At 57.1% G+C, this 26,370-nt stretch carries 31 protein-coding genes; 19 read left to right on the plus strand and 12 right to left on the minus strand.

From position 1 onward, the window contains the following. The first annotated feature begins 14 nt into the window (after positions 1 to 14). Positions 15 to 1,097 (plus strand): Hint domain-containing protein, encoded by a 1,083-nt coding sequence (locus BC777_RS13500; RefSeq protein ID WP_100368683.1) that lies wholly within the window; start codon positions 15 to 17, stop codon positions 1,095 to 1,097. 324 nt (positions 1,098 to 1,421) lie between these two features. Further along, on the plus strand, positions 1,422 to 3,086 hold the full coding sequence (locus tag BC777_RS13505) for a DUF4139 domain-containing protein (RefSeq protein WP_100368684.1): 1,665 nt from the start codon (positions 1,422 to 1,424) through the stop codon (positions 3,084 to 3,086). A 25-nt stretch (positions 3,087 to 3,111) separates the two neighbouring features. On the opposite strand, the gene BC777_RS13510 is transcribed toward BC777_RS13505, so the two are convergent. After that, on the minus strand, positions 3,112 to 3,930 hold the full coding sequence (locus BC777_RS13510; RefSeq protein WP_100368685.1) for an alpha/beta fold hydrolase: 819 nt from the start codon (positions 3,928 to 3,930) through the stop codon (positions 3,112 to 3,114). Positions 3,931 to 4,164: 234 nt separating this feature from the next. Between BC777_RS13510 and BC777_RS13515 the strand changes: the two genes are divergently transcribed. Continuing rightward, on the plus strand, positions 4,165 to 4,527 hold the full coding sequence (locus BC777_RS13515) for a hypothetical protein (RefSeq protein WP_100368686.1): 363 nt from the start codon (positions 4,165 to 4,167) through the stop codon (positions 4,525 to 4,527). Positions 4,528 to 4,565: 38 nt separating this feature from the next. On the opposite strand, the gene BC777_RS13520 is transcribed toward BC777_RS13515, so the two are convergent. Further along, a complete protein-coding gene (locus tag BC777_RS13520; RefSeq protein WP_100368687.1) occupies positions 4,566 to 6,215 on the minus strand; it encodes an electron transfer flavoprotein-ubiquinone oxidoreductase in 1,650 nt (549 codons plus the stop codon). A gap of 203 nt (positions 6,216 to 6,418) precedes the next feature. On the opposite strand from BC777_RS13520, the gene greA reads away from it, so the two are divergent. From greA to zapE, 10 genes are read left to right on the plus strand one after another with little or no spacing between them, the layout of a single operon-like run. Continuing rightward, positions 6,419 to 6,889: a transcription elongation factor GreA gene (gene greA / locus BC777_RS13525; RefSeq protein WP_100368688.1), complete on the plus strand. Its 471-nt coding sequence runs from the start codon at positions 6,419 to 6,421 to the stop codon at positions 6,887 to 6,889. Between the two features lie 14 nt (positions 6,890 to 6,903). Further along, positions 6,904 to 7,854, plus strand: a complete 951-nt coding sequence (locus BC777_RS13530) for a hypothetical protein (RefSeq protein WP_100368689.1) — start codon at positions 6,904 to 6,906, stop codon at positions 7,852 to 7,854. A gap of 3 nt (positions 7,855 to 7,857) precedes the next feature. After that, positions 7,858 to 8,787 carry an AEC family transporter gene (locus tag BC777_RS13535; protein WP_100368690.1) on the plus strand — a complete coding sequence of 310 codons (930 nt, stop codon included), beginning with the start codon at positions 7,858 to 7,860 and terminating at the stop codon, positions 8,785 to 8,787. A 38-nt stretch (positions 8,788 to 8,825) separates the two neighbouring features. Next, complete coding sequence (gene fghA / locus BC777_RS13540; RefSeq protein ID WP_100368691.1) at positions 8,826 to 9,653, plus strand: S-formylglutathione hydrolase; 828 nt, start codon at positions 8,826 to 8,828, stop codon at positions 9,651 to 9,653. Then, positions 9,650 to 10,096 carry a YaiI/YqxD family protein gene (locus tag BC777_RS13545; RefSeq protein ID WP_375342423.1) on the plus strand — a complete coding sequence of 149 codons (447 nt, stop codon included), beginning with the start codon at positions 9,650 to 9,652 and terminating at the stop codon, positions 10,094 to 10,096. The genes fghA and BC777_RS13545 overlap by 4 nt, the downstream gene beginning before the upstream one ends. A 5-nt stretch (positions 10,097 to 10,101) precedes the next feature. Further along, a complete protein-coding gene (locus BC777_RS13550; RefSeq protein ID WP_100368860.1) occupies positions 10,102 to 11,046 on the plus strand; it encodes a DMT family transporter in 945 nt (314 codons plus the stop codon). Positions 11,047 to 11,076: 30 nt separating this feature from the next. Next, on the plus strand, positions 11,077 to 11,700 hold the full coding sequence (locus tag BC777_RS13555; protein WP_100368693.1) for an HAD family hydrolase: 624 nt from the start codon (positions 11,077 to 11,079) through the stop codon (positions 11,698 to 11,700). Then, positions 11,697 to 12,611: an ornithine cyclodeaminase family protein gene (locus tag BC777_RS13560; RefSeq protein WP_100368694.1), complete on the plus strand. Its 915-nt coding sequence runs from the start codon at positions 11,697 to 11,699 to the stop codon at positions 12,609 to 12,611. Before BC777_RS13555 ends, BC777_RS13560 begins: the two co-directional genes overlap by 4 nt. 35 nt (positions 12,612 to 12,646) lie before the next feature. After that, a complete protein-coding gene (locus BC777_RS13565) occupies positions 12,647 to 13,582 on the plus strand; it encodes an alpha/beta fold hydrolase (RefSeq protein ID WP_100368695.1) in 936 nt (311 codons plus the stop codon). Positions 13,583 to 13,625: 43 nt separating this feature from the next. Continuing rightward, complete coding sequence (gene zapE, locus BC777_RS13570) at positions 13,626 to 14,678, plus strand: cell division protein ZapE (RefSeq protein WP_100368696.1); 1,053 nt, start codon at positions 13,626 to 13,628, stop codon at positions 14,676 to 14,678. Here the strand turns inward: zapE and BC777_RS13575 are convergent. The 3 genes from BC777_RS13575 to BC777_RS13585 all read right to left on the minus strand — a co-directional run bounded on the left by BC777_RS13575 (position 14,675) and on the right by BC777_RS13585 (position 16,332). Further along, a complete protein-coding gene (locus BC777_RS13575; protein ID WP_168769166.1) occupies positions 14,675 to 15,493 on the minus strand; it encodes a hypothetical protein in 819 nt (272 codons plus the stop codon). The two genes, zapE and BC777_RS13575, sit on opposite strands and share 4 nt — an antisense overlap. 171 nt (positions 15,494 to 15,664) lie before the next feature. Then, positions 15,665 to 16,012 carry an antibiotic biosynthesis monooxygenase family protein gene (locus BC777_RS13580; protein ID WP_100368698.1) on the minus strand — a complete coding sequence of 116 codons (348 nt, stop codon included), beginning with the start codon at positions 16,010 to 16,012 and terminating at the stop codon, positions 15,665 to 15,667. Further along, positions 16,009 to 16,332 (minus strand): NIPSNAP family protein, encoded by a 324-nt coding sequence (locus tag BC777_RS13585; protein ID WP_100368699.1) that lies wholly within the window; start codon positions 16,330 to 16,332, stop codon positions 16,009 to 16,011. Before BC777_RS13585 ends, BC777_RS13580 begins: the two co-directional genes overlap by 4 nt. 76 nt (positions 16,333 to 16,408) lie before the next feature. Between BC777_RS13585 and BC777_RS13590 the strand changes: the two genes are divergently transcribed. Beyond that, a complete protein-coding gene (locus BC777_RS13590) occupies positions 16,409 to 17,101 on the plus strand; it encodes an ArsR/SmtB family transcription factor (RefSeq protein WP_100368700.1) in 693 nt (230 codons plus the stop codon). Between the two features lie 41 nt (positions 17,102 to 17,142). On the opposite strand, the gene BC777_RS13595 is transcribed toward BC777_RS13590, so the two are convergent. After that, entirely contained in the window at positions 17,143 to 17,982 is an 840-nt protein-coding gene (locus BC777_RS13595; protein WP_100368701.1) for a PhzF family protein, read from the minus strand. A gap of 104 nt (positions 17,983 to 18,086) precedes the next feature. Between BC777_RS13595 and BC777_RS13600 the strand changes: the two genes are divergently transcribed. Then, entirely contained in the window at positions 18,087 to 18,560 is a 474-nt protein-coding gene (locus BC777_RS13600; protein ID WP_245834358.1) for an Lrp/AsnC family transcriptional regulator, read from the plus strand. A 15-nt stretch (positions 18,561 to 18,575) separates the two neighbouring features. Here the strand turns inward: BC777_RS13600 and BC777_RS13605 are convergent, their stop codons facing one another. Then, positions 18,576 to 19,223 carry a carbonic anhydrase gene (locus tag BC777_RS13605; RefSeq protein WP_100368702.1) on the minus strand — a complete coding sequence of 216 codons (648 nt, stop codon included), beginning with the start codon at positions 19,221 to 19,223 and terminating at the stop codon, positions 18,576 to 18,578. Positions 19,224 to 19,335: 112 nt separating this feature from the next. On the opposite strand from BC777_RS13605, the gene BC777_RS13610 reads away from it, so the two are divergent. Next, positions 19,336 to 19,752 carry a hypothetical protein gene (locus BC777_RS13610; RefSeq protein WP_133122562.1) on the plus strand — a complete coding sequence of 139 codons (417 nt, stop codon included), beginning with the start codon at positions 19,336 to 19,338 and terminating at the stop codon, positions 19,750 to 19,752. A 248-nt stretch (positions 19,753 to 20,000) separates the two neighbouring features. On the opposite strand, the gene BC777_RS13615 is transcribed toward BC777_RS13610, so the two are convergent. Continuing rightward, a complete protein-coding gene (locus tag BC777_RS13615) occupies positions 20,001 to 20,546 on the minus strand; it encodes an acyloxyacyl hydrolase (RefSeq protein ID WP_100368704.1) in 546 nt (181 codons plus the stop codon). A 326-nt stretch (positions 20,547 to 20,872) separates the two neighbouring features. Here BC777_RS13615 and BC777_RS13620 point away from each other — a divergent pair, with 326 nt between their 5' ends. Then, positions 20,873 to 22,252, plus strand: coding sequence for a leucyl aminopeptidase family protein (locus tag BC777_RS13620; RefSeq protein ID WP_100368705.1), 1,380 nt, complete (start codon positions 20,873 to 20,875; stop codon positions 22,250 to 22,252). Then, positions 22,249 to 23,064: a C40 family peptidase gene (locus BC777_RS13625; protein ID WP_100368706.1), complete on the plus strand. Its 816-nt coding sequence runs from the start codon at positions 22,249 to 22,251 to the stop codon at positions 23,062 to 23,064. Before BC777_RS13620 ends, BC777_RS13625 begins: the two co-directional genes overlap by 4 nt. Here the strand turns inward: BC777_RS13625 and BC777_RS13630 are convergent. Continuing rightward, positions 23,061 to 23,396, minus strand: coding sequence for a DUF2794 domain-containing protein (locus BC777_RS13630; protein WP_100368707.1), 336 nt, complete (start codon positions 23,394 to 23,396; stop codon positions 23,061 to 23,063). The two genes, BC777_RS13625 and BC777_RS13630, sit on opposite strands and share 4 nt — an antisense overlap. Positions 23,397 to 23,611: 215 nt before the next feature. Then, positions 23,612 to 23,875: an I78 family peptidase inhibitor gene (locus BC777_RS13635; RefSeq protein WP_100368708.1), complete on the minus strand. Its 264-nt coding sequence runs from the start codon at positions 23,873 to 23,875 to the stop codon at positions 23,612 to 23,614. A 110-nt stretch (positions 23,876 to 23,985) separates the two neighbouring features. Between BC777_RS13635 and BC777_RS13640 the strand changes: the two genes are divergently transcribed. Beyond that, the gene (locus BC777_RS13640; protein ID WP_100368709.1) at positions 23,986 to 25,098 is read left to right on the plus strand and encodes an S-(hydroxymethyl)glutathione dehydrogenase/class III alcohol dehydrogenase; all 1,113 of its coding nucleotides are present in this window, start codon (positions 23,986 to 23,988) and stop codon (positions 25,096 to 25,098) included. Between the two features lie 67 nt (positions 25,099 to 25,165). Here BC777_RS13640 and BC777_RS13645 read toward each other — a convergent pair whose 3' ends face one another. Then, positions 25,166 to 25,783, minus strand: a complete 618-nt coding sequence (locus BC777_RS13645; RefSeq protein WP_100368710.1) for a TetR/AcrR family transcriptional regulator — start codon at positions 25,781 to 25,783, stop codon at positions 25,166 to 25,168. A 110-nt stretch (positions 25,784 to 25,893) separates the two neighbouring features. Then, positions 25,894 to 26,082, minus strand: coding sequence for a hypothetical protein (locus tag BC777_RS13650; protein ID WP_100368711.1), 189 nt, complete (start codon positions 26,080 to 26,082; stop codon positions 25,894 to 25,896). Positions 26,083 to 26,370 lie beyond the last annotated feature (288 nt).

Below are 26,370 nucleotides of genomic sequence, written 5' to 3' on the forward strand. Positions count from 1 at the left end.
GAAAGGGTTCACTTATGGCGATTTTTGAATTTGGTATCTGGTCGACAAGCAATCTGCTTGGTCCCGGCACACCGATTATTACCAGTCAGACAAACGGGAACAGACAAAACGGCGATACATTTACGATTGGCACCGAAGACGCCCAGACGATTTCGATCGATGATCAGGAAGACGGTCTGTTCCAAGATGACACAGATAGGCTTCAGTTTCTGACTGAAGAGCTGACGGTTAACGGCTTTACCTATCCGTCGGGCACGCAGGTGCAGAATGAGTTTATTCTGACAACCGACGTTCCTGATGCCGATGGTGGTTTTGTGCAGATCATCGTGTTGCGTTTCGATCCGCCAGGCGTGGGTGCGGGTAACGGTTTGTCGACGACGGCCTATACGCTGACCGGGCCGATACCTGAAGGGACCACGTTCAGCATTACTGGAACAACCGGCAATTCAACCGGCACCGGGGCGCCACCTTATCCGTCGTTTGTCTGCTTGGCTGCCGGTACGATGGTGCAAACTGATGCGGGCGAAGTCGCGATAGAGACGCTTTGCGCGGGTGATTTGGTTATGACGCTGGATCACGGGGTACAGCCGGTCCGGTGGATCGGCTCCCGTTCGCTAAGTGCTGCTGAGTTGATAGAACACCCCCACCTCCACCCGATCCGTATCAAAGCGGGCGCATTCGCGACGGGCGTTCCCGCGCGTGATTTGCTTGTGTCGCCACAGCACCGCATCTTTGTCAGATCGCAGATCGCCATGCGGATGTTTGAGGAAACCGAAGTGCTGGTGCACGCCAAGCATCTGTTGGAACTGCCGGGTGTGGACATTGCACAAGATGTGGATGAGGTGACCTATGTTCATGTCATGTGCGACGACCACGAAATTATTCTGGTCGAGGGTGCTTTGGCCGAGACGCTGTACACGGGCAGTGAAGCGATGAAGGCCATGTCGCCAGCGGCGCGCGCGGAAATCATCCAGATATTCGGCGATGTGCCGTTTTTGGAGCGGCCATTGGCCCGCCCGACCCCGAGGGGCCGCTTATCAAGAAAGCTGGTTGCGCGGCATGTGAAGAACGACAAGGCTTTGGTGCAGGAAATCTGAGCGAGACTAGGTTAATCGCGCTTCATGCTGGCCGTTAAACCAACAGAGATACAGGCCACCTTGGCCAATGTCGTTCTCGCGGTGATGCCTGTCGGGCGCGCGGCTGTTTCCAAGGTGTCAGGCTTTGCGCATCATGCTGCGACGGAAACGAAATGGTCTTGCGTTTTAGACATGTGGCGAAGGGCCTCGCACGTTTCATTCCCCCAACAGGTGCGGGGCCCATTTTGTGGTGTCTGAAAATATTTCACCACTGATCCCAAGGATCGTCTCCTGTCGTCCGTCAAAGCCTGTATAACAACGCATGACATAAGCAGGAGATCATTCATGTTCCGCCTTTTTTTGACGACCAGCCTGATTGCGCTGGCTGCCCCCAGCTTTGCCGATACCTTCACCGCCGAAGCGCGTGTGGATACCGTGACGATCTATCCCGGACTGGCGACAGTCATGCGCCAAGTGACCTTGGATCTGCCGGCGGGCCAGCATGAGATTGTTGTGCCGGGGATGCCGGAGGGGCTGTCAACCGAAGGGCTGCGTTTGGCTGCACCGGCGGGCACGCAGGTGGGGACGGTCAACCTTGCCTTTGATCGTTTGCCGGTGACCGCTGATCAGAGTGGACCCGAGATTGAGGCCGCCCGTGACGCGGTAGAGCGGTTGGAGGCCGTGTTACGCGACCGTGATGCTGCGATTGCGCAGATCAGGCTGCGGGTGCAGGCGGCGGAAGAGCAGATTGCATTTTTGCAGAGCCTGTCACAGGCGAGCGCTGGCGAGGCTTTGACTGCGGCCTCTGTTACGGACATTCAGGCGCTGGCGCAGATGGTTGGCTCTGAAACCCTTGCCGTACGAGAGGCCGCCTTTGCCGCAGAGCAAGAGGCGAAAACCGCTGAGCTGGCCCGCGAGGATGACATTGAGGCGCTGCAGAATGCCCGTCAGGCGCTGGCTGCTTTGGTGGCCCCAGAGCAAGAGGGTGCCGTACTGACCTTTACCCTGGCGGTGGCCGAGGCGGGGGAGGTCACGGTTGATGTCAGTTCCGTGGAAGGGTTCGCCAATTGGTCGCCGGTCTATGACATGCGCTTGACCACGGGCGATGAGGCTGCGTTGGACATTGATCGTGCTGTGGTCATCAGCCAGCAGACCGGGCAAGACTGGACCGATGTGCAGTTGATCTTATCGACGGCGCGTCCGGGTGAGCAGATTGGCCCGAGTGGTGTTTGGGCGCCGTTGCGCCGAATTATCTCTGAGGATGAATTGGAACGCGAACGCGGTGTGGCCGCGATGGCCGATGGCGTGCAAATGCTATCACGTTCGATCGCCGAGAGCCCTGCCCTCGAGGCTGCGGCGGTACCGATGCCTGTCACAGCGCAGGCTGATTTCAGCGGGGCCACCGTGACATATGTTTATCCGGGCCGCGTGGATATCCGCAACGGGGTCGAGGATTTGCGGCTGCCGCTTGATACGCTGAATTTCGAGGCCGATGTCTGGGCCGAGGCGGTGCCGAGCCGGGACCAGATCGCCTACCGTATGGCGGAATTCACCAATGACACCGGCGAAGTGATGTTGCCGGGTCAAGCGCTGATCTTTGCAGATGGCACGATGATCGGGTTCAGCCAATTGCCACTGCTGGCGGCAGGGGGGGATATCGAGATGGGCTTTGGCCCGCTGGATGGTTTGCGCCTGACCCGTGCGATCCCGAATAAGACGACAGGCGATGTCGGTGTGTTTACCAGCGCCAACCAGTTAACCGAACAGGCTGTCATCAAGGTCGAGAACCTGACGGGGCAGGACTGGGCTGTGAAACTGCGCGATGCCATCCCCTATTCCGAGCAAGAGGATCTGGAAGTAGCGTTTGAGGCCACCCCAGCGGTAACACGCCGCAACCCTGACGGGCTGCGCGGCATTTTGGAGTGGGATCTGGATATCGCCGCCGGCGACGCGCAGGAGGTGACGCTGGATTACACGCTGACTTGGCCCAATGGGTTTGTGTTGCGCTAGTGTCTACATTGAAAGACTTTACCGGTCAGCGTTCTAGGAACGCTGACACGGCAGCCAGAACGAGGTCAGGCGCTTCCAGTTGAGGTAGGTGGCCTACGCCTGGCATCGTTTCAAAGCCCGCATCCGGCATCAGACCATGAAGGGCGCGTCCCCTGTCGAGCGGGATCCACGGGTCATCCTCGCCCCACAGAATCTGGACCGGGCAGCGCATGTCGCCAAAAAGTGGTTCGACCTCAGCAGTGTATTGTTCATCGGCCTGCGCGAACTGCCGGTAGAAGCTGACGCGACCATTGTCTGTCAGCCATGGGCCCGCCAGTTCCGCAAAATCCTGTGGTGCGATGTCAGAGACCAACGCGCCTTTGATGTAGGCCCGCACGACCGCTTCATGGATGTGGGGCGGCAGCCCGATGAAGGCATCCACATGCCGCCCGACGTGATCGAAGAACGCGGACCCCCATGGCCGCATTGCCACTACGTTCATCAGCACAAGCCGGTCGAACTCGCGGTCATGCAGCAGATGCGCCCGCAGCGTTGTGGCACCGCCAAAATCATGTGCAAGGATACTTGGACGGTCGAGACCCCACTGACCCAGCATGAAAGCAAAAATCTCGCCCTGAACATCAAGACCGGTGCGCTGATCTGCGTTCATTTTGGACTGTCCGTAGCCAGGCATGTCGTACCAGAAGACGGTGAACTGATCGGCTAAAGCGGGGATGATGCGGTGCCAGCTATAGGACGACCACGGCCAACCATGGGCCAGGACAAGCGGCGGTCCTGACCCTGCACGGCCCCAAGCGATAGTCCCTGCCGGGGTCAAAGAGGATTCATCCAATTTCCAGGTCATGTTGGCTGTCTACCCGATCCCGCTACCAGGACGAAGTGAAAGCTGATCTATCGTGTTGTGCGGCTGACCTGTTCACAAGTTGGCCAGTGTCATCCTGTTGTTACAAAACTGTCACGAGGATTATCGCGCGCTCGCAAGACCACCTTACGCTTCGCTACCGCGATTGGTCTTCCATTCTTTTGCTGGGCGGTCTGACCGTTACATTTTTTTTGCTCTGCTCTAAGCGTTTTAGTGTTGTTTGACGGGGAACTGATCCCGCTTTTAACGATGCTCGCGATGTCTGCTACGACCGGCGCAATGTTCTACTTTAACTACTGCGACGTAACGGTTCGGTTTGATCGCCGGGCGGATCAGATCAGTGTGACCCGCTGGTCGATGCGCGATCGCTCTGAGGAGCATTTTGCCTTATCCGACATGACCGACATCAGCTTTGAGACCGCATTTGATAACGATGTCGGAAAGGTTGTCGTGAGTTTCATAGATGCAAGCGGACCAACCATGCTGGCCGCGCTGCGCCATCTGCCCATCAGGCGCCACGACGGTACGATCAAGCTTTTGGTCAAAGATATGCGCGACTGGGCTGGTTTAGCGGCGTAACCCGCATGCAAAAAGGGCCCCACGTGGGGCCCTTGGTCTTACATATTCGGATAGTTCGGACCGTCCCCGCCTTGTGGCACAGTCCAGGTGATGTTCTGGCTGGGGTCCTTGATATCGCAGGTTTTACAATGGACGCAGTTCTGGAAGTTGATCTGGAACTTTGTCTCAGCCCCTTCGCCAACGAATTCATAGACACCCGCCGGGCAGTAGCGCGCTGAGGGTCCCGCGTATTTCGCAAGGTTCACGCTGACAGGCACATCGGGATCGGTCAGATGCAGGTGCGCGGGCTGGCTTTCTTCATGATTGGTAAAGCTGAACGCCACATTCGTTAGCCGGTCGAAAGAGAGCGTGCCGTCAGGCTTGGGATACTCGATTTCCTTATGCTTGCTGGCCTCTTCTGTCGCGTCGGCGTCGGATTTGCCATGCGACAGCGTGCCAAGGAACCCGTTCCCAAAGGTGTTCATCCACATGTCCATGCCGCCAATACCAAGAGAGGCGAGCAACCCATATCTGGACCAAAGCGGTTTGACGTTGCGCACTTTGCGAAGGTCTTCGCCGATCTCGCCTTTGCGCACGGCTGTGTCATAGCCATCCAGCAAATCGCCGCCGCGCCCGGCACTGATCGCCTCCATTGCGGCCTCAGCCGCTGCGATACCAGACAGCATGGCGTTGTGGTTGCCCTTGATGCGCGGCAGATTGACCATGCCCGCAGAACAGCCCAGCAATGCACCACCGGGGAATTCGAGTTGTGGCATCGACTGATACCCGCCCTCGGTGATCGCGCGCGCGCCATAGGCAACGCGTTTGCCACCTTTCAGCAATTCAGCAACCAACGGGTGATGCTTGAATCGTTGAAACTCCATATAAGGGAAAACATGGGGGTTTTTGTAACCTAGGTGCACCACAAAACCAACGTAAACCTGATTATTATCAAGGTGATAGATAAAGGACCCGCCGCCGGACTTGCTTTCACTCAATGGCCAGCCGGATGTGTGCGTGACGGTGCCTTCGCTGTGCTTTTCTGGGTCAATCTCCCAGATTTCTTTCATGCCAAGGCCGTATTTCTGTACGTCGGATTTGGCCGCAAGATCGTATTTCGCAATCACTTGCTTGGAGAGTGATCCGCGCACGCCTTCGCCCAGGAAGACATATTTGCCGTGCAGTTCCATGCCGGGTTCATAGGACGGGCCGGGCTTGCCATCTGCGTTCTTGCCGAATTCACCTGCAACCACGCCTTTGACTTCGCCGTTTTCACCATAGACGAGTTCGGAACAAGCCATGCCGGGGAAGATTTCGACGCCCATCTCTTCGGCTTGTTCGGCCATCCAACGGCAGACGTTACCCATAGAGACGATGTAGTTGCCGTGGTTGTTCATCAAGGGTGGCATCACGATGTTGGGGATGCGCAGCTGTCCGGCTTCACCCAGCATGTAGAAATTATCTTCTTTGACCGGCACGTTGAGCGGCGCACCCTTTTCTTTCCAATCGGGGATCAGCTTATTCAAACCAACGGGATCAAGCACTGCACCTGAGAGGATGTGCGCACCCACTTCGGAACCCTTTTCAAGGACAACAACGTTCAGATCGGCGTCCAATTGCTTGAGCCGGATGGCAGCAGACAGACCTGCCGGGCCTGCACCGACGATCACTACGTCGTATTCCATTGCTTCGCGTTCAATCTCGGCCATCGATCCATCCTTTAAACTCAGCGGGCGCTTACCCTTTCATTTAGGGTCGGCAACGGTTACCTCAAGGAGGATTAAGGGGCAATCAGGACACGACGTCAAAATCGGCGGACGCGACACCAAATCGCGGCGAAGCCTTGACTCGGGGCTACGCTAATAGACTATGAAACTTCGATTTATACTTTTCCCCTTGGAGGGGCGTTACGATGGACAAGATACCACTGACCCAAGCTGGCTTCGATAAGCTGGATGCAGAACTGAAGCACCTGAAATCCGTGGAACGCCCGGCGATCATCCGCGCGATTGCAGAGGCGCGCGAGCATGGTGATCTGTCCGAGAATGCCGAGTATCATTCCGCCAAGGAAAAGCAGTCCTTTATTGAGGGGCGTGTGAAAGAGCTGGAAGGCGTGATTTCGCTGGCCGATGTCATCGACCCAAAGAAGCTGTCAGGCACGATCAAATTTGGCGCCACCGTCGCGTTGGTCGATGAAGATACAGATGAAGAAAAGACCTATCAGATTGTCGGCGAATATGAGGCCGATATTGAAAGCGGCAAGTTGAACATGAAATCACCGTTGTCACGGGCCTTGATCGGCAAGGACGAAGGTGACAGCGTGGACGTGCGCACCCCCGGTGGCACGCGCAGTTACGAGATCTTGTCGATTAGTTACAAATAGGACACGCGCGGGTTATGGCGCAACAATCCAACACCAACCGGACCCGCGAGGCCGAAGGATTGACCCAAGGCGAGGCGATCGGTATCGCCATTGCGGTTGGCTGGATGGTGGTGATCGGCATCTTCTTTTGGTTGTCGATGTCGGGCCCGGCCCCTGACGAAGGCTTTGCACTTGGTCGCTGGGTTCTGGCGGTGATTGCTGTTTTCATTCCTGCCGGTTTGATCTGGATTGCGACATTGCTGGCCCGCACCGCGCGTCATTTGCGCGAAGATCTTTACCGCACGCAAGCGGAGGTGTCGCGCTTGAGCGGTGCTTTGGCAAAGCAGCAAACGGTGCCGACTTCGACCGGCGTGCAACCAACAGAGCCTGCGCAACCTTCCAGTTTCTCGTCCCGGCGCGAAGTGTCACGGTTGATTGTGCCGCGTGCCGCGCCGCAAGTCCCCGCGGACCAGCCTGCATTGGCGTTAGAGACCCCGCCTGAGGACACAACCCCTCCGGTCGATCGACCTGACTTCATCATGGCGCTGAATTTCCCCGATGATGAAAACGACACCGAAGGCTTTGCGGCCCTGCGTCGCGCCTTGCGGGATCGTAGTGCGCGCAAGCTGGTACAGGCCAGTCAGGACGTGCTGACCCTGCTGTCGCAGGATGGCATTTATATGGATGATCTGCGCCCGGAACCTGCCCCTGCCGATTTATGGCGTAGTTTCGCCAAGGGCGCGCGGGGCAAGGCGGTGGATCGTTTGGGCGCGATCAAGGACCAGACTTACCTGTCACTGGTGAGCACACGCAGCCGCGAAGACACGATTTTTCGGGATTCGCTGCATCATTTCCTACGCTGCTTTGACCAGATGCTGGTCGGTTTTGAGGAACACGCCACGGATACCGATCTGTTGGAACTGGCTGAAACCCGCACCGCGCGGGCCTTTATGTTGCTGGGTCGGGCGACGGGAACATTTGACTGACCCATGCTGGAGATTTTCCTTCAGACGCTGCCTTTCTTCATGATCATCGCGCTGGGCTATGGCTCGGGTGTCACCAAGTTTTTCTCGGAAGAGGCGACGGCCTATCTGACGAAATTCGTCTTCTACTTTGCACTGTCGGCGATGCTGTTTCGGTTTTCGGCGAACCTGTCATTGGACGCGATCCTCGACTGGCAATTTGTCATGGCGTATCTGAGCGCGACCACGGTTGTTTATCTTGTGGCTATGCGTGCGGCACGCCGCCGCTTGGTGCCGATGACCGAGGCCGCGGTCGAAGGGCAGTGTGCCGTGATTGGCAATGTCGGTTTCCTTGGCATCCCCATGCTGGTCCTGCTGCTGGGTGAAAGTGCAGTTGGTCCGGTGATGATGGTTCTGGCTGTTGATCTGATCGTCTTTGGCAGCTTGATTGTGATCCTGATCACCGGGTCGCGCGATGGCCGCATGTCGCCCAAAATCTTGTGGACCGTCGCAGTCGGTCTGATCAAGAACCCGATGATCGTCTCGATCTCGCTCGGTTTGGTGGTATCTGCCAACAACATACCAATCCCCGGCCCGGTGAATGATTTCCTGAGCCTGCTGGGTGCGGCTGCGACCCCCGGTGCGCTCTTTGCGATCGGCGCGTCCTTGGCCAGTAAATCGGCCGAGCGTGTCGCGATTGCGGGCTGGCTGTCGTTCTGCAAACTGGTGCTGCATCCGGTGGCTGTTGCTGTCGCAGCACTCTTTATCTTTGACATTGATCCTTATGCCGCTGGCGTCATGATCGCCGCCGCTGCTTTGCCCGTTGCCGGCAACGTCTATATCCTCGCACAGCACTATGACGTCGCGCCGACGCGCGTGTCAGCTGCAATCCTGTTGTCGACCGCCGCGAGCGTTGTGACAGTGTCTTTGGTCATTGCATGGGTGACAACCTTCTGAACCTGCGCTAGCCCTTGAGGAAACGAAAGGGTGCGCGCATGGAAACGATCTCGGAAAATCGCTGTTATGGTGGGACGCAAGGGGTGTATTCCCACGCCTCCAATGCCTGCAACTGTGACATGACCTTTGCTGTCTTCCTGCCGGAAGAGGCAGCACACGGCCCGGTGCCTGTGCTGTGGTTTCTATCCGGTCTGACTTGCACACATGAGAACGCGATGACGAAGGCGGGCGCGCAGGCTTGGGCCGCTGAACAAGGAATTGCGCTGGTCTATCCTGATACGTCCCCGCGTGGTGACGATGTGCCCAACGATGACGCCTATGATCTGGGCCAAGGCGCCGGTTTCTACATTGATGCGACCGAGGCCCCTTGGGACAGACATTTCAAGATGTGGACCTATGTGACGGATGAATTGCCTGCGTTGCTGGCTGAGAAGTTCCCGCTCGATATGTCACGTCAGTCGATCACAGGGCATTCGATGGGTGGCCATGGTGCATTGACGATGGCGATGGCTTTGCCGGGGCGGTTCAAGTCGGTGTCCGCGTTTGCCCCGATCTGTCATCCCACGGCGAGTGATTGGGGTCGCAAACAGTTTGCCGCCTACTGGGGGGATGAGGCGAATTGGGGCCCGCATGATGCGACATTGCTGATGCAGGGTGATGGGTTTGACGGACCGATTTTGATTGATACGGGCACCGACGATCAGTTTGGCGATCTGCTGGGAACCGAACATTTTGCGCAGGCAATGGCGGCCAAACGGCAAGAGGGCCAAATCCGATTGCAGAAGGGCTATGACCATTCGTATTTCTTCATCGCGACCTTCATGGAGGATCACATAGGCTTCCATGCAGAGGCGTTATACGCGTGATTTATGTCGACGCCGACGCCTGCCCGGTGAAAGCCGAGGTGGAACGGGTCGGCACGCGGCATAAGCTGAAGATGTTTGTGGTGTCCAATGGGGGTATTCGGCCCTCGACCAATCCGTTTATTGAGACGGTTGTGGTGCCGGATGGCCCCGACGTCGCCGATATGTGGATCGCGGATCGCGCGACCAAGGGTGATGTCGTGATAACAGGGGATATTCCGCTGGCAGCACGCTGCATCGAGAACGGGGCACTGGTGATCAAGCACAATGGCGAGGCGTTGACACAGGCGAATATCGGTAATGTGCTGGCCACCCGTGATCTGATGGCCGATATGCGGGCGGCTGATCCGTTCCGACAGGGCGGCGGCAAGCCGTTCAGCAAAGCAGACCGGGCACGGTTTCTGGATGGGCTGGAACGGGCCGTGCGCGCGGCGGCGCGGTTGTGACGCAGATGTCGAACGCCAAGCTGGGCGCGCTTTGCGCGACCATCTCGGTTGTTTTCTTCTCGGTCAATGATGTGGCAATCAAGTTCCTCAGTGGCGGCTATGCGCTGCATCAGGTCGTGTTGATCCGGTCGGTGATTGGGCTGCTGATCATTGTCGCAGTGATTGCGCCGCTGACCACCGGATGGGGGATTGCGCGCACCAAAAAGCTGAGAATGCATATGCTGCGCGGGCTTTGCGTGGTTTTCGCCAATATGACCTTCTTTCTGGGGCTGGCGGCTATGTCTTTGGCAGATGCGGTGGCGATCTTTTTCATCAGTCCCTTGGTGATCACCTTGTTTTCGGTGCTTTTCCTGGGCGAAGTTGTCGGCCCAAGACGCTGGGCAGCAATTGCCGTGGGATTTATCGGCATCCTCGTCATGATGCGCCCGGGAACGGACGCGTTTCAGGTGGCCTCAGTCCTGCCTTTGGCAGCGGCTTTCTGCTACGCGGGCATTCACATCATCACCCGGCGGATTGGCGGGACCGAGAGTGCGGCGACCATGGCGTTCTACATCCAGATTATGTTCATCATCGTCGGTGTCTCCTTTGGGCTGATCGTGGGTGATGGCCGCTTTGGCGATCAGTCCGATCCGTCCCTTGCATTCCTTTTCCGGGCGTGGAGCTGGCCGGTGCCTGCCGACTATCCCGTCTTCCTGATCATCGGGATCGGTATCGCTGTGGCGGGCTATCTCATCTCTCAGGCCTATCGTGTGGCCGAAGCCTCTTATGTGGCGCCGTTTGAGTATCTGGCACTGCCCATGTCCGTGGTCTGGGGCATGGTGGTTTTTGATGAATTTCCAGGGGGTTGGGACTATTTCGGGATGGCACTCATCCTTGGTGCCGGGCTTTTCACGGTCTGGCGCGAGGCGCAGACGAAACCGGTTGCTTTACAGCGGCCCCTGCGGCGCTAGGCTGCGAACCAGATAGATATAGGAGTGGCCATGGCGGGCGTGCAGGCGGTTGTGTTTGATATCGGGAACGTGCTGATCGAATGGCAGCCGGAACGGTTCTTCGATGCGGTCATCGGCGAGGAGCGGCGGCGCGCGATGTTTGCTGCGATTGACCTGCATGGGATCAATGATCAGGTCGACCGGGGCGGCAATTTTTACGACACAATCGTCGCGGCGGCCAAGGCGAACCCCGATTGGCACGATGAAGTCATGATGTGGCACGACCGCTGGATCGAGATGGCGGCACCGGCCATCGATCATTCGGTGCGGTTGTTGCGGGCTTTGAGGGCGACTGAGGTGCCGGTTTTTGCGTTAACGAACTTTGGTATACAGACGTTCGAGGTGGCAGAGCCGGTTTATCCGTTCCTCAAAGAGTTCGACCGCCGCTACATCTCGGGTCATATGGGGGTGATCAAGCCGGATGCTGAGATTTACCAAATGGTTGAGGATGATTGCGGGGTGGCACCCGCTGGATTGCTCTTTGCCGATGACCGGATTGACAACATCAACGTCGCTGCGGCCCGTGGCTGGCAGACGCATTTGTTCGATGGGCCGCAGGCGTGGGCAGATCGGTTGGTTGCAGAGGGTTTGCTGACGAAGGAGGCCGCGCAATGACGGTCATGATCCCTTTTGAAGACGGCCAGAAAAACCTTGATTGGCTGGCGTTGACCGACGCCCTGGCTGCTGGTCATGAGGGGCCGAAGGCAGATGTGGCGGATGTGTTCCTTTATGAAGGTGACAACACCCTGCTGAACCGTTCGGCCTGGATTGCCGGGCTTGGACTGGCGATCAAATGCGCGACGATCTTCCCAGCGAACAAAGCGGCGGGAAAGCCTGCTATTGCAGGGGCAGTGAACTTGTTTTCGGGCAAGGACGGGGCGCTGGACGCGATTTTGGACTTTGCTTTGGTCACGAAGTGGAAGACGGCGGGGGATAGCTTGCTGGCGGCGCGGCGGTTGGCGCGGTCTGATGCGAAGAACATTCTGATCGTGGGGGCTGGCACGGTGGGACATTCGCTGCGCGAGGCCTATGGCGCGGCGTTTCCAGATGCGCAGTTTACGGTTTGGAACCGGTCCCGCGCGGGTGCTGAGGCGCTACAAAAAGCCTTTCCCGATATCGCCATCGCGGAGGATCTGGAAACGGCGGTGAAAGCTGCCGATGTCATTACATCGGCCACGATGACCACGCAGCCGATTATCAAAGGGGCGTGGCTGCAGCCGGGCCAGCACATAGACCTGATTGGTGCCTACCGCCCGGATATGCGCGAAGTGGATGATGACGCCCTGAACCGCGCGCGCGTTTTTGTTGATAGCCGGGAGACGACCATCGGGCATATCGGCGAATTGAAGATCCCGATTGCGTCCGGTGCCTTTGATGAACGTGGCGTCATCGCCGATTTCTATCAGCTTGATCAGTTTCAACGCCATAATACCGACGAGATTACCCTGTTTAAGAACGGCGGTGGTGCGCATCTCGATCTGATGACCGCAAGGTACATACTGGAAGCCTGGTCAGGATCGGTTTAAGACGCGCGCAGTTGTTGGCGTGAAAGGCAAGTGTCGTGTTGGTCTGGTTTGTGGGTGCTGCGGTGTGTGTCTCAGTGGTTTATATCGCGGTGCGCCCTTTTATAGTCGAACGCCGCCGGACGGCCATTGGCCCTTCAGAGCGTCATAGGGCAAAGGGTGAATTTGTTCAGCTGTCGCAGGGCGTTACCCATTGCCGGTGGGCGGGGTCAGCCCGTGGCCCAGTGGCTGTGGTTGTGCATGGTGTGGCATCGCCCATGATCTCGATGGAGGGCGTGGCCGATGGGCTGGGTCGTTTGGGATACCGCGTCTTGATGTATGATCTTTATGGGCGTGGCCTGTCGGATGCCCCCAAGGGCAAACAGGATCGTGCGTTTTTCCTGCGCCAATTGTCGGACCTTTGTGCCTATCACGGACTGACCGAGGAGTTGACCATCGCGGGTTATTCGATGGGCGGCAGCATCGCGACGGCCTTTGCGACAGAATACCCCCATAGCGTCAAACGTGTTATTTTGTTGGCCAGTGCAGGTGTTGTAACCAAAGAAAGCCGCTTTTCGCGGTTTTGCCGAAGGGTGCCGTGGCTGGGCGATTGGGCGCACGCGATGTTTGCCCATAGGCGCATCCTCAAAGCGATCCCGGCACGCGGCAACGGCCGGGATGTTGACGCCGTGTCGCGGGCCCAGCAGAGCCAGTTGAATCGCCGCGGATATTTGCCTGCGATCCTGTCCAGCAGACGGGGTATGCTGGCCGAACGGCAGGAAAATGATCACCGCAAACTTTGGCGGCAGGGGATTCCGGTCACGGCGATCTGGGGAGAGGCGGACCCAGTGATCCCTTTGCGTGCCGTGGGCCTCTTGGGCTTATGGAACCGGGACGCCCGGCAAGAGGTCGTGACAGGTGCCGACCATGGGTTGCCTTATACGCATAGCGCCGAGATGGCAGACGCGCTGCGTGCCGCAATGCGCGAGGTCTAGTGGCTGGCTTTCCATTGGATGGGCCGCGCGATATCCAGATCAGATGACAATACAAGAGGCATATCAACAGGCCGTCGCGGCGGGCACATTGCAGGCGGATGATGCGCAAGTGGCGGTCTTGCCAGAGTTGGAGCGGGTGCGTGCAGCTTTGGCGGAACCTGTCAAACGCGGGTTCTTTCGCAAGGCGCCTGAGGCCATCCCCGGCCTTTACATGTGGGGTGGCGTGGGGCGTGGCAAATCCATGTTGATGGATCTGCTTTATGATCTGGTTGATGCCCCCAAACAGCGCCGTCATTTCCATGCCTTCATGCAATGGGTCCACGCCGAGATGACGGCGGCGCGCAAGCAAGGGGTCGATGATGCGCTGGCCCCCGTCGCCGCGAAACTGGCCGGCGAGGTGCGGTTTCTGGCATTTGATGAGATGCAGATTTCCGACATCACCGATGCGATGCTGGTGGGGCGCCTGTTTGAGGCGCTTTTTGCGCGGGGTGTTGTGGTGGTGACCACATCCAACCGCCCGCCGGATGATCTGTATAAGGACGGGTTGAACCGCCAGCTTTTTACCCCATTCATTGCCCTGTTGAAGGACAGGATGGTGGTGCATGAACTGATCAGCGAGACGGATTATCGGCAGGACCGGCTGGCCGGGACGCCCAGTTATTTCACTCCGATTGATGCGGATGCGCGCAAGGCCATCGCGGACATCTGGGCACGGTTGAGCAATGCCAAATCAGAACCCCTGGTGCTGCATGTGAAGGGGCGGCAGGTTGAGTTACCGGATTTTCACAATGGTGTTGCAAAGGCAAAGTTCTTTGATCTCTGTGGTCGCCCGTTGGGGGCAGGGGATTATCTGGCACTGGCCGAGGCCGTGCGGGTGCTGATCCTTGAGGATATTCCCGCGCTGTCGCGGCACAACTTTAATGAGGCCAAACGGTTCGTGACGCTGATCGATGCGCTTTACGAAGCAAAGGTACAGTTGATCTGTTCCGCGGCTGCCGCACCAGAGATGCTTTATGTTGAGGGCACAGGGACGTTTGAATTTGAACGCACCGCCAGCCGGTTACGCGAGATGCAGTCGGCAGACTGGGCCACCTAGCGTTCAATCCAATACTTATCGAAACTGCCCTGAAAAACGGCTTGATCGACGATTGCCTCGTCCAATCGGAAACCGATAGATGCCGCGATCGCGCGGTGTTGTAACTCTCGGATGATATCCGCCTGACGAAAGAAGACATGCCCGGTCTTTGGATCTTTCGTGCCTGCGAAAGGTTTGCCCTTCTTGGCGTAAGAGTTGGGGTTCAGTTCCTGGAACTCTTTGGTGGGCGCCGAAGGTGGATCATCCTTTTGATCCGGCAATGACCGTGCCATCACCCAAGTGTCCTTTGCTGGGTGATAGGCCATGCCATAACGGCCCTTGCCGTACATCCCTGTATAGACCCGCTTTGCCAATTCTGCATTAACACGCGCTTCTGTCACGAATTGCGACATCGCTGTACTCAGATGGTGGCTGACCGGGGGTGGCCAGTCTGCCTGCCGATATGTTCTGACCCAGAAGCGCTGGGCATAGTCGCTGGTGATGCACCCTTCTCCCAGTTTTCCGTTGCAGAGATACTGATGTTCATAACGGTGGTGGCGGCTGTCTTGCGCAATGAATAGCGCGTCCATTTGCGATGATTGTTTATATCTGGATGGAAACAGGTCTTCCAATATGTAGGTGACGGGCCAGCCAAGCCATAAGGTGGTTTGCGCGCTGACAGGGACTACCGTGAGTTGGGCTTCCTCCCCAAAATCATTGAACATGCTGATTGGGCCATTGCTTTGCCCGGCAATTTTGAGGTCAAAAGCAGCGAGCTGTTTTTCCATATGCAGGTGACGCTCGGTTGCTGTCTTTGCGGGGAAAAACCGAGACATAAGGCCGGGCTTTGTTGTTTTGGTCTCAACGATTGCGCAGGCAAATGAAGTCGGATGCGTGTCTGTCATCCGGCCAGCATAGAAACGGTCAGAGGTGTTGTCATCTGAAGGTTACGTGCGGCAGGGACGTTTGCGTTTGAACGAACTGCCAGCAGGTATGGCGGGATAGTCTTATTCCGCGTGGGCCGCGCGGCTGTCGGATGGGGCCTGCGCGCGATCGAACATGCCGTAGTCGCGGATCACGCTTGCGATGCGCAGCCGGTAGGTGTCAAACACGCCAGCCCGTCCCTTGCTCTGTGCGCCCCGGTGGGCGCTGAGGTTGCGCCATTGGGCAATCGCGGCTTCGTCTTTGAAAAATGACAAGGACAGGATTTTGCGTGGGTCGGTCAGGCTTTGGAAACGCTCGACCGAGATGAATCCATCGATTTCATCAAGCATCGGACGCATTTCTGCGGCGATGTCGAGATAGTCTCCTTCGCGCCCCTGCGCTGGTTCGACTTCGAAGATGACCGCGATCATGTTCTGTCACCATGCGGAGCGGAAGCGAGTCGCAGGAAGGTGCGGTCTTCGCGCAGCAGAAACTTTTCTTTCTGTGCGAAAGCATAGTTTTTCTGACCCAGCGGGTCAGCCGCCAGTCGCGCCCGATATGCTTCATAGTCTGCCAAGCTTGCGACATTATAAATACCGTAGGCCAAGGTCGATGACCCTTCATGCGGCGCGTAATAGCCGATGAGGTCAGCCCCGCAGCGTGGAATGGCCTGCCCCCAGTTGCGGGCGTAGTCCTCGAATTGTGCCTTTTTGGTCGGGTCGATGTGGTAGCGGATGATACAGGTCAGCATGGTCTTTTCCCTCAGTGTGTTTTCGCGCGCACTCTAGATGATTGCGTGGCGTTAATGCTTCGGTTATGGTCGAACTATGAAAGAAGGTCCGGATATCGCATATATCGCCACGCTGATCGGGGATCCTGCCCGTGCGAACATGCTGACCGCATTGATGAGCGGGAAGGCCCTGACGGTAAGTGAGCTGGCGCAGGAGGCCGGTGTCACGATCCAGACGGCCAGCGCGCATTTGTCCAAGCTGGATACGGCAGGGCTGCTGCGCCCGCGCAAACAGGGGCGGCACAAGTATTTCTCGCTGTCCAATGATGACGTGGCACATGTTCTTGAAGGGCTGATGGGGCTGGCCGCGGGTGCGGGGCATTTGCGCAAACGTACTGGCCCCAAAGACGCGGCACTGCGCGAAGCGCGTGTATGCTATAACCATCTGGCGGGGGATATGGGCACGCAGATGTTCGATAGTTTGACGGCGCAGGGCCATGTCGTTCTTGACAATGAGAGGCCGATGCTGACGGCGTCGGGTGCTGCCTTTGTTGCGGATTTTGACATCGACCTTGATGCCCTGCGCCGCGCCCGCGCACCGCTTTGTCGCGAATGTCTGGATTGGAGCGAACGCAGATCACATCTTGCTGGCAGTCTGGGCCGCGCGTTTCTGAACCGTTTTGAAGCACTGTCTTGGGCGAGGCGGGATCAGAATTCGCGCGCGGTTCTGTTTTCGCGTGAGGGGGCCGAAGCCTTTCGCAGGCTTTTCCCGCTGAAAATCACGTTGTGAATTTAGATGGCAGCGTTCAGTTTCGACCGGATTTTCCGGACCTAAGTGATCAGCCGGGTACCGCCTGAGACACGCACGGATGATCCTTTGTTGTCGTCCAATGTGACTTTGATCAGGGATGGGCTGCCCATGTCTTCGCCTTGCCGGATGCTGAAAGCTCCGCCGTGCGGCCAATCCTGATCACGCAGGTAACCTGCAAAAGCCGCAGCCGCTGCACCGGTTGCGGGGTCTTCAAGCACCCCACCAGAGGCAAAGGCATTGCGGACAACAAAGCTTTGATCCGCTTCGATATAGACCAACATCACCGTCACCAGACCATGTTTGCGCATGACCTTGCGCCCCGCGTCCAAACCATAATCCATTGCCGCCAATGTTTGCCGGGATTTGAGAGGCAGGACGATATGATCTGCACCGCCATGAATACGGGCAGGGGCAAGACGCGGCGAGAGGTCATCATGGGTCAAACCCATGAGGGACAGCACGTCTTGCAGTTCTGCGTCGCTGATATCCTGACTGCGCGTGGGTGGAGAAGACAGCGTGGCTATTATATCGGCACCTGTTTTCTGGGCATCAACAGTGATCTGGGCGTCGTTCAGCGTGAGGTGATAGGTGCCTGCGCCCTTATGCTGGCCCAAAGCGGCCCCCAGCGCAATCGTGGCGTGGCCACAGAAGGGGACCTCTGATTCAGGTGCGAAGTAGCGGACCCGCCAGTTGCGGCCGTCGTTGTCCTGCGGCACAGCAAAAGCTGTTTCTGAATATCCGACCTCTGCGGCGACACGGGCCATATCAGCCGCAGGGACGGGTGCGTCCAGTAAAACAACGCCAGCAGGGTTCCCCCCTGCGTTTCCCTGGCTGAACGCGGCAATTCTTTGAACATTCATGATCGTCTCCTGATGTTTGCAGCCCATAGAATAGCAACCCGTTTCACCGGTGTCCCAGCGATATCATCAGCCCCAAGGTCAAAATACTTTCAGATCGGAGGCGTATGATCTATACTGCTTTCATGTCAAAATCGCTCGACCAGACTGACTGCGCCATCATAACGATTCTCGAACAAGATGGCCGTGCCAGCCTTGCAGAGATCGCTAAAGAGGTTGCATTGACGGGCCCCGCTGTGGGCGAACGGCTGCGCCGGATGCGCGAGATAGGACAGATCAGTGGTTTTTCGGTCCGCGTGGATTTGCGCGCGCTGGGCTATACCATTCAAGCGCTGGTGCGGATCAAGCCGCGCAGCGGGCAGTTGCAGGCAGTCGAGCGGATGATCGCGGATCAGCCACGCTTTATGTCCTGTGACCGGGTGACAGGCGATGATTGCTATGTCGCGCGTCTGGCCTTGGCGGATGTGGCAGAGCTGGATGATATCTTGTTGCCGTTTCACGATCGCGCCGAAACTCACACCGCGATTGTGAAATCGTCCATTTTTGAAGACAGGCTGCCGCCGCTAACCCCCTTGGCCTAGGTTTGTCATGAAAGCCTAGATTTCCTTGAATGCGCCGGAAATGGGGTCGTAGGCCTCAAGGCTGCCTTCGCCGATGTCGTTCCACAGCCCGTGGATCGACAGTGCTTCGGCTGCGACCGCCTCTTTCACGAAAGGAAAGGTCATTAGGTTTTCCAGTGAGATCACCACCGACGCCTTTTCCAGCGCCTGTTTGCGTGTCGCATCGTCCCCGTCGGGCAGGTCAGCATAGCCGGGGCGCAGAATGTCCATCCAGCGGCCGACAAAGCTGTTGGCTTCTTCCAGTTCCGGCGCGTTGCCGGAACACATGTTATAACAGCCCTCGACCCCGCCACAGCCCGAATGGCCCAGCACGATCAGATGCGCCACCTTGAGGCCACGGATCGCGTATTCGACCGCCGCCGAAGTCCCGTGGTGGTGTCCATCGGGGTTAAACGGCGGCACCAGATTGGCGATGTTGCGGTGGATAAAGAACTCGCCCTGATCCGCCCCAAAGATCGAGGTGACATGCACCCGGCTGTCGCAGCAAGAGATGACCATGGAGCGCGGATGCTGCCCGTCTTCGGCCAGTCTGCGATACCAGCCTCGGTTCTCGGTATAGATCGTGGCTTTCCAACCGTGATAGCGGTTGACCAGATAGGCGGGCAGGGGGCGGGCGTGGTCCATGACTGTGTCTTTCGTTGTTCCTGCACAGATACGTCGCATTTTCATGAATTTCGAGCGATTTTTCACGCTGCTCTCAACCTTCTGGGAACCTTGTTTTCCTAAAACCAGCTTTATGAAAAATGTTACACCCTTCCCAGCCCCCGCCAAAGATGCAGCCAACGATGTCGTTGTGCTGTCCTGTCCGCATCAGATGCACTTTGATCCGGCCCCACTGTCACGGCTGTTTGCAGAGCGTGATACCCATGAGGCCGAAGAGATTGTTTGCCGCATGTTGGAAGATATTGCGATGCGGTTGGATATGCTGCAGCGCGGGCTGGCCGAAAACACTTTTGACACGATGGAACGGCCCGCCCGCCGCATCGGTGCCATCGCAGACCAAATGGGCCTGACCGAGGTGGCAATTGCAGTTGGTCACGTCTTGACCTGCCTTGCACAGCAGGACGGCATCGGGTTGGACGCCACGATGGCCCGGTTGGAGCGGGGCTTTGATGTCGCGGTGTCCGAAGTATGGGGTTTTCGGGATATTTAAGGTTTAGGACCTGCTACATCGGATTAGGCAGCTTTACGGACTTTACGGACATGTCCGTCATTCGCGAGTTTTCCGACAATGGCAGAAGCCGGCCAAAAGAAGATATTGGATGAGTCTATCGACCACCATCTGCGTTGCGGGCCAGCGTCTGCATGAAAGGTAATGATTGCCGAGATGATTGGTAACAGCGACCTAGTGCGCCTCGCATGACTGTCGAAAGACCAGGCTGCCTTTCTCAGGTGTCGCTCTCACCAACCCAGTCTTGAACGAAGGCTTTCTCCCTCCCAGTTGGTCGTCCAACGGATGGCAATCGTTTCGCGGCTGGGGCTGTCATCGAAAAAATCTGCATTGGACATACTATCGTAGGTGATCGTCAGGTTACTGCCGTTGTCAAACGTATAGCCAATACCAAGTCCTGCTCGAAATTGCAGAACTCCGTCAAGATCAGCGCCATCACCTTGCCTGTAAAAACCAGGCATCAGCGAAGTTTCGATAAACAATGGGGTGTCGTAAACGTATTGGCTGCTCCATTTCCCGCCGATCCCGAACCATGCAGCCCCATCGCTTGTGAGCGAAAGACCATAAGTCGGGCGAAAGGGGCCGCGTCGACGGTGGCTGTCGTAGCCAACGTAGAACTCATTCGCGCTCTGAAATTCATCAGATTGCAGTTGTCCCAACTGATAAAATATCTGTGGGTCTTGCCTTTCGGTATCAAGGCAACCGTTGGGGCAATCATTCAACGTCATATCTGTGACACTCGTCAGCCACCAGATTAGTCCAAGTGTACCGTTCATAATGTCATCCTATTTTGTGTGGCCGGGTGGAGCCTTCCGAAAGATATATTGAGGCGAGATAAAACTAAGGCGCATATCTGTCTGCGAAAGCGCAGCGAAACAAAATGCCTTGAGCAAGCTCCCCAAGAAACGGCTTTTGAACGATCAGCTTAAATCTTGTGTGACCGCAACATAAAGGCAGGGTACAGGGCGTCAGTTGTCGCCACAACTAATTTGCGTAGTGCCCACAATAGCTGACACAACTAATCTTTGTATGCCTGATCCCGCCTTGCAGCTTGCGGACGGCTGGTTCAGGTTACGACGTGAACTGAACAGAAGGATACGCCATGCCGCTGGCTTTTGCCGAACCGACCGATGCTGTCATTCCCATACATGTGGTCGCCGCAGACGCCGTTGATGATGCGTTGGCTGGCCTGACGCCCGAAGGCCGTGCATGGGCACAGGCGCAGGGTTTTGCGGGATCGCTAGGACAGATTTTGACGCTGCCTAATGCACATGGTGGTCTGGAACAGGTGTTGGTTGGCTATGGCACAGCCGCCAAGCGCGCCCGTGATCGTTTTCATATGGGGGCAGCGGCGCGCAAGCTGCCGGAAGGGACGTATGAGATTGCCAGCGGTTTGCAAGGCGATGATCTGGATGAAGCTGCCCTCGCGTGGCTTTTGGCGGGCTATAGCTATGATCGTTATGTCAAACCGTCGTCACCGATTGCGGGGTTAGTAGCCCCTGATGATGTAGACGCTGCCCGGATTGCCGTGATCGCTAATGGCGAGGCGTTAACGCGTGAGCTGATCAACACCCCTGCATCCGACATGGGCCCTGATGAATTGGAAGAGGCCGCGCGTACCTTGGCGGTCGAGCATTATGCCGGGATCAACGTGATTACTGGTGATGATCTGATCACCAGCAACTTCCCGATGATCCATACGGTTGGCCGTGCCTCAAACCGGCAGCCACGTTTGATTGATATGCGCTGGGGCGATATGGGCCCGCAGCTGACGCTGGTGGGCAAGGGCGTGTGTTTTGACACGGGTGGGTTGAACATCAAACCCGGTAGCTCAATGGGTCTGATGAAAAAGGATATGGGTGGCGCGGCCACTGTGCTGGGCCTCGCCCATATGATTATGGCATTGGAACTGCCTTTGCGTCTGCGCGTGCTGATCCCGGCGGTCGAAAACAGCATTGATGGCAATGCTTTCCGTCCGCAGGATATTCTGACCTCGCGCAAGGGGCTGACGGTCGAGATTAACAATACCGATGCCGAGGGGCGCTTGGTCTTGGCCGATGCGCTGACCTTGTCGGATGAGGATGATCCGGCACTGGTGATCTCCATGGCGACCTTGACGGGGGCTGCGCGGGTGGCTGTTGGGCCCGATCTTGCGCCGTTTTATACCGACGATGACGGCCATGCTGATGCGGTGGCCAAGGCTGCGCGCAAGGTGGCTGATCCGGTGTGGCGGATGCCGTTTCATGATCCTTATGAGGCGATGATCGAACCGGGGATTGCTGATCTGGACAATGCGCCGAAGGGCGGGTTTGCGGGGTCGATAACCGCCGCATTATTTCTGCGCCGCTTTGTCGAAAGCCCATACATGCATTTTGACATTTACGGCTGGCAACCCAGTTCTGCCCCCGCCCGCCCGCGTGGCGGTGTTGGGATGGGCGCGCGCGCACTGCTGGAAGCCTTGCCAGAGATGTTGAACCTGTGAGCGACCGTCGCCTGACACCTGCCAATGGTCGCGTGGCGGCAATGCATTTGGCTGGGTCGGTTGAGGCGGAGCGGTATGTTGAGGGAGCGCCTACGATGGTGGCGGCTCCTGTGGTTGATCTTTGCGCCGGTCCTGATGGTGCGCGTGACCGCCAGCTGCTGCTGGGGGCTCAGGTCGCGGTGTTTGAAGACCATGACAGTTGGTCCTTTGTGCAGGCGGCGGATGGCTATGTTGGCTATGTGCGGTCTGACCGGCTGATGGATGTGACAGCGCCAACGCATGCTGTCGGGACCGTCGCGACACATGCCTATGCAGAAGAGGATTTCAAATCACCTGATTTGCATCATCTGCCGTTTGGCGCGCGTGTCACGGTGCTGGATGAACGTCGCAGGTTCTTTGAAACCAATGTGGGTTTCATCCCCAAGAAACATCTGCGTGGCGTGGACCGGCCTTTCACTGATCCGGCCACTGTCGCGCAGTTGCATTTTGGTGTGCCTTACCTTTGGGGTGGGAATTCCACGCGGGGGATTGATTGTTCGGGGTTGATCACCGCCGCGCTAACGGCATGCGACGTGACTTGCCCCGGCGACAGCGACATGCAGATGGCGCAATTGGGGGAAGAGGCGTCGGGCGACTACCAGCGTGGTGATCTTTTATTTTGGAAAGGTCACGTTGGGATGATGGTGGATGGGGACACGCTGTTGCATGCGAATGCGCATCATATGGCGACGGTATATGAGAGGATCGATATCGCAATTTTGCGCATTTCATCATTGGGCGATGGCCCTGTCATTGCGCATAAGCGGCTTTAGTCGACCGCACGGATCAGTTTTCGCTCCAGCACCCGCAGCACCTGTCGCAGGTCATTGCCGCGCTTCAATATCTGGCCATCCATACCGATCACTGCATATTGCCCCTGCCTCAAGCGCAGCTTGGGCCGCTTTTCGATCTTATAAAGCGGGTTCTCTGCCGTGCGCCGAAAGACCGAAAATACGGCAACATCGCGCAGATGCGACATGCCGTAGTCGCGCCATTCGCCCGCGGCGACCATGCGGCCATAGAGGCTAAGAATCATATTGAGTTCGGTCCGGTGGAAAGCGACCTGTTCGGGCGCGCGAAATGGTGAAGCAGGCTGAAATGTCATACCGCAGCGTCACCTCAAACCCCCACAAAATCAAGCGTTCTTCTATGGCTGCCTTGCTTATGCCTTGAAATGAACACTTGGAAGCCGCGGGTCCTGCGCACTGGGAACACAAGTGATTGCGACATTAACGGCATAGCGAAAAGCTACCCCGATGTTGCGGTCAATAGCCCCCACCCAGTTCGTGACATCGGGGACCTTCGTTTCCCCCAGATAGATCAACCACAGTCGATAGACTGGATTGTTTCGGTATCGTTGATTTTGAAATTCACGCGATCCGGCCGGAAATCCATTGTTACCACATCACCCGGACGGATCAGGCGAACCGGACCCAGCACAAGCGTGCGTTCAAGCGCTGTGGCGTCCTGTCCGATCAGATCTGCAAAGGCTGCGGCACCACAGGTATCTTCCAGTTGCGGTGGCAGTGGTGGTTCGGCGGCGGTGCAGCCTGCCAAGGCGATGAGTGCGAGGATGCGTTTCATACCCCCATTGTCGCGGCTTTCCCCGCAAACGCAAGCCGTGCTGTAGAGAGGTGTTGAAATTCTGTTGTGTTTGCCTGATCGTCTTTTTCAACAAGAGGGAGTTGATCGACATGCGGACACGTGCAGCAGTAGCACTTGAGGCGGGCAAGCCGCTAGAAGTGATGGAAGTGAACCTTGAAGGCCCCAAGGCCGGTGAGGTTTTGGTTGAGATCAAGGCGACGGGCATTTGCCATACCGATGAATTTACCCTGTCGGGGGCTGATCCAGAGGGGATGTTCCCCGCCATCCTTGGCCATGAAGGTGCGGGTGTCGTGGTTGAGGTTGGTGAAGGTGTCACCAGCCTGAAACCGGGTGATCACGTCATCCCGCTTTATACGCCGGAATGCCGTGAGTGTGATTACTGTCTGAACCCGAAAACGAACCTGTGCCAGAAGATCCGTTCGACCCAAGGGGCCGGTGTGATGCCTGACGGCACGTCGCGTTTTTCCATGCTCGATGGCACGCCGATTTTGCATTACATGGGCTGCTCTACTTTTGCCAATCATACGGTGCTGCCAGAGATTGCGCTTGCCAAGGTCCGTGAGGACGCGCCCTTTGACAAAATTTGCTACATTGGTTGCGGTGTGACCACCGGCATCGGCGCGGTCATCAACACGGCCAAGGTCGAGATTGGGTCAACTGCGATTGTGTTTGGTCTGGGCGGTATTGGACTGAATGTCATTCAGGGCCTGCGTATGGCGGGTGCTGACCAGATTGTGGGGGTCGATCTGAACCCCGGCAAGGTTGAGATGGCGACGAAGTTCGGGATGACCGACTTTGTGAACCCCAAGGATGTTGAGGGCGACATGGTGGCCCATCTGGTTGAACTGACGGGGGGCGGTGCCGATTATACCTTTGATGCGACCGGCAATGTTGGCGTGATGCGCACAGCACTAGAAGCGGCTCATAAGGGCTGGGGCGAGAGCATCATCATCGGCGTGGCCCCTGCGGGCGCCGAGATTTCGACGCGGCCTTTCCAACTGGTCACCGGGCGCAGCTGGCGCGGGACCGCCTTTGGTGGCGCGTCAGGCCGGACGGATGTGCCCAAGATTGTGGACTGGTACATGCAAGGCAAGATCGAGATTGATCCGATGATCACACACAAGCTCAGCATTGATGACATCAACAAGGGGTTTGATCTGATGCATGCGGGTGAATCAATTCGGGCCGTTGTCGAATTTTAAATGTCCTACCCAAGAAAACAAAAGGCCCGGTCACCGACCGGGCCTTTTGTTTTTGATGGAACGCTATTCAGGTGCCGTAGCGCGCCATGAACATTTCAACTGCGCCGTTGATGACCCGGCTTTTCTCGGCGGGCGTAAACTCATCGGTCATGTTGAACACCATGCGCGGGAACAGATCGGCTTTGCATAATTCGTGGAATTGCTCTGCCGCCAATTCAAAATCGGTGATGTTCAACTCGCCCTTGGCCACGGCCTTTTGAAAGTATTCGACCAAACGATTGCGGATCAGCATCGGCCCGCTTTCGTAAAACTCGCGTCCCAGTTCTGGGAAACGGTCGCTTTCGCCGACGCAGATGCGGAAAATGCGTTTGCCGAACTGGGATGTGATGAAATCAACCATCTCCATCGCAATGTCGCACAACACCTTTTGCACGGGCGCGTCCATGTTGATCGTCTCGATCGCGTGGTCGGCCTGACGCGCGCATTCGGTCTTGGCGACCTGCATGAAGAGGAAGCGTTTATCGGGGAAATAGCTGTAGAGCGTGGCCTTGGACACACCTGCGGCCTTGGCGATGTCATCGACTGACGCACCTTCGAAACCGTCGGATAGAAACACCTGTCTGGCGCCTTCCAGCACCTGATCAAATTTTCGTCCTTTTTTGGGTTCGATTGTGCCGTCGGGCATATTGGGCGCTCCTTACAGGCTGCCATTATAAACCGATCAGTTCATTTGCAGCAAGGAGATAGCAGCGATGGGGCAATTGGGGGATGAGGTGCCCCATCGCTGAAGTGGCGTTACTTGGCTGTCTTCGTGCAAGTATCGCCAGAGAGTGTCGTTAGATCGGCGCAACCTTGGCTGACCTCAGGTGAGGGGTGAGGTGGATATGTCAGCGTCGGGAACGTGACCTGAAACGACAGGGCAGTTGCAGGGGCAGCCAGGCCAATGAGGGCGGCGGCGGTGAGGGCAAAGAAGATACGAGACATGATGTGTGTTTCCTTCTTGAGAATCTCTGTTCGTGAGTCATAACTAAACAGTTCAGTTTAGATTGCAAGATGAAAATGAACTGATTGGTTCAGTTTTCTGGATGCGCGTTCTGGATAAGATCAAAGTGTTATATGCGGCCGCCTTCGGTCTGTCGGATAAGTCGGATTCCTGTCCGTTCACGCAACTGCAAAAAACTGCTCAGCCCAGCGAATAGTTGGGACAGCACAGGCGTAGTTCGATAGAGAGTTTCGGGTACGATACCTCGAAAGCTCACCCCTTTTTTGGAG

Origin of the sequence: Yoonia maricola (assembly GCF_002797915.1) — a bacterium.
GTDB classification, from domain to species: domain Bacteria; phylum Pseudomonadota; class Alphaproteobacteria; order Rhodobacterales; family Rhodobacteraceae; genus Yoonia; species Yoonia maricola.

What these genes read in the sequence shown, in the direction of transcription:
- BC777_RS13555 (WP_100368693.1), top strand. Translation starts at nt 11,077, where the DNA reads ATGGCGGGCGTGCAGGCGGTTGTGTTTGATATCGGGAACGTGCTGATC.
- BC777_RS13630 (WP_100368707.1), bottom strand. Translation starts at nt 23,396, where the DNA reads ATGACATTTCAGCCTGCTTCACCATTTCGCGCGCCCGAACAGGTCGCT.
- BC777_RS13645 (WP_100368710.1), bottom strand. Translation starts at nt 25,783, where the DNA reads ATGCCCGACGGCACAATCGAACCCAAAAAAGGACGAAAATTTGATCAG.
- BC777_RS13620 (WP_100368705.1), top strand. Translation starts at nt 20,873, where the DNA reads ATGCCGCTGGCTTTTGCCGAACCGACCGATGCTGTCATTCCCATACAT.
- BC777_RS13510 (WP_100368685.1), bottom strand. Translation starts at nt 3,930, where the DNA reads ATGACCTGGAAATTGGATGAATCCTCTTTGACCCCGGCAGGGACTATC.
- BC777_RS13575 (WP_168769166.1), bottom strand. Translation starts at nt 15,493, where the DNA reads ATGTCTCGGTTTTTCCCCGCAAAGACAGCAACCGAGCGTCACCTGCAT.
- BC777_RS13605 (WP_100368702.1), bottom strand. Translation starts at nt 19,223, where the DNA reads ATGGACCACGCCCGCCCCCTGCCCGCCTATCTGGTCAACCGCTATCAC.
- BC777_RS13560 (WP_100368694.1), top strand. Translation starts at nt 11,697, where the DNA reads ATGACGGTCATGATCCCTTTTGAAGACGGCCAGAAAAACCTTGATTGG.
- BC777_RS13650 (WP_100368711.1), bottom strand. Translation starts at nt 26,082, where the DNA reads ATGTCTCGTATCTTCTTTGCCCTCACCGCCGCCGCCCTCATTGGCCTG.
- BC777_RS13580 (WP_100368698.1), bottom strand. Translation starts at nt 16,012, where the DNA reads ATGATCGCGGTCATCTTCGAAGTCGAACCAGCGCAGGGGCGCGAAGGA.
- BC777_RS13590 (WP_100368700.1), top strand. Translation starts at nt 16,409, where the DNA reads ATGAAAGAAGGTCCGGATATCGCATATATCGCCACGCTGATCGGGGAT.
- BC777_RS13530 (WP_100368689.1), top strand. Translation starts at nt 6,904, where the DNA reads ATGGCGCAACAATCCAACACCAACCGGACCCGCGAGGCCGAAGGATTG.
- BC777_RS13600 (WP_245834358.1), top strand. Translation starts at nt 18,087, where the DNA reads ATGATCTATACTGCTTTCATGTCAAAATCGCTCGACCAGACTGACTGC.
- BC777_RS13595 (WP_100368701.1), bottom strand. Translation starts at nt 17,982, where the DNA reads ATGAATGTTCAAAGAATTGCCGCGTTCAGCCAGGGAAACGCAGGGGGG.
- BC777_RS13505 (WP_100368684.1), top strand. Translation starts at nt 1,422, where the DNA reads ATGTTCCGCCTTTTTTTGACGACCAGCCTGATTGCGCTGGCTGCCCCC.
- BC777_RS13585 (WP_100368699.1), bottom strand. Translation starts at nt 16,332, where the DNA reads ATGCTGACCTGTATCATCCGCTACCACATCGACCCGACCAAAAAGGCA.
- BC777_RS13535 (WP_100368690.1), top strand. Translation starts at nt 7,858, where the DNA reads ATGCTGGAGATTTTCCTTCAGACGCTGCCTTTCTTCATGATCATCGCG.
- BC777_RS13500 (WP_100368683.1), top strand. Translation starts at nt 15, where the DNA reads ATGGCGATTTTTGAATTTGGTATCTGGTCGACAAGCAATCTGCTTGGT.
- BC777_RS13615 (WP_100368704.1), bottom strand. Translation starts at nt 20,546, where the DNA reads ATGAACGGTACACTTGGACTAATCTGGTGGCTGACGAGTGTCACAGAT.
- BC777_RS13635 (WP_100368708.1), bottom strand. Translation starts at nt 23,875, where the DNA reads ATGAAACGCATCCTCGCACTCATCGCCTTGGCAGGCTGCACCGCCGCC.
- BC777_RS13610 (WP_133122562.1), top strand. Translation starts at nt 19,336, where the DNA reads ATGAAAAATGTTACACCCTTCCCAGCCCCCGCCAAAGATGCAGCCAAC.
- greA (WP_100368688.1), top strand. Translation starts at nt 6,419, where the DNA reads ATGGACAAGATACCACTGACCCAAGCTGGCTTCGATAAGCTGGATGCA.
- zapE (WP_100368696.1), top strand. Translation starts at nt 13,626, where the DNA reads ATGACAATACAAGAGGCATATCAACAGGCCGTCGCGGCGGGCACATTG.
- BC777_RS13520 (WP_100368687.1), bottom strand. Translation starts at nt 6,215, where the DNA reads ATGGCCGAGATTGAACGCGAAGCAATGGAATACGACGTAGTGATCGTC.
- fghA (WP_100368691.1), top strand. Translation starts at nt 8,826, where the DNA reads ATGGAAACGATCTCGGAAAATCGCTGTTATGGTGGGACGCAAGGGGTG.
- BC777_RS13640 (WP_100368709.1), top strand. Translation starts at nt 23,986, where the DNA reads ATGCGGACACGTGCAGCAGTAGCACTTGAGGCGGGCAAGCCGCTAGAA.
- BC777_RS13550 (WP_100368860.1), top strand. Translation starts at nt 10,102, where the DNA reads ATGTCGAACGCCAAGCTGGGCGCGCTTTGCGCGACCATCTCGGTTGTT.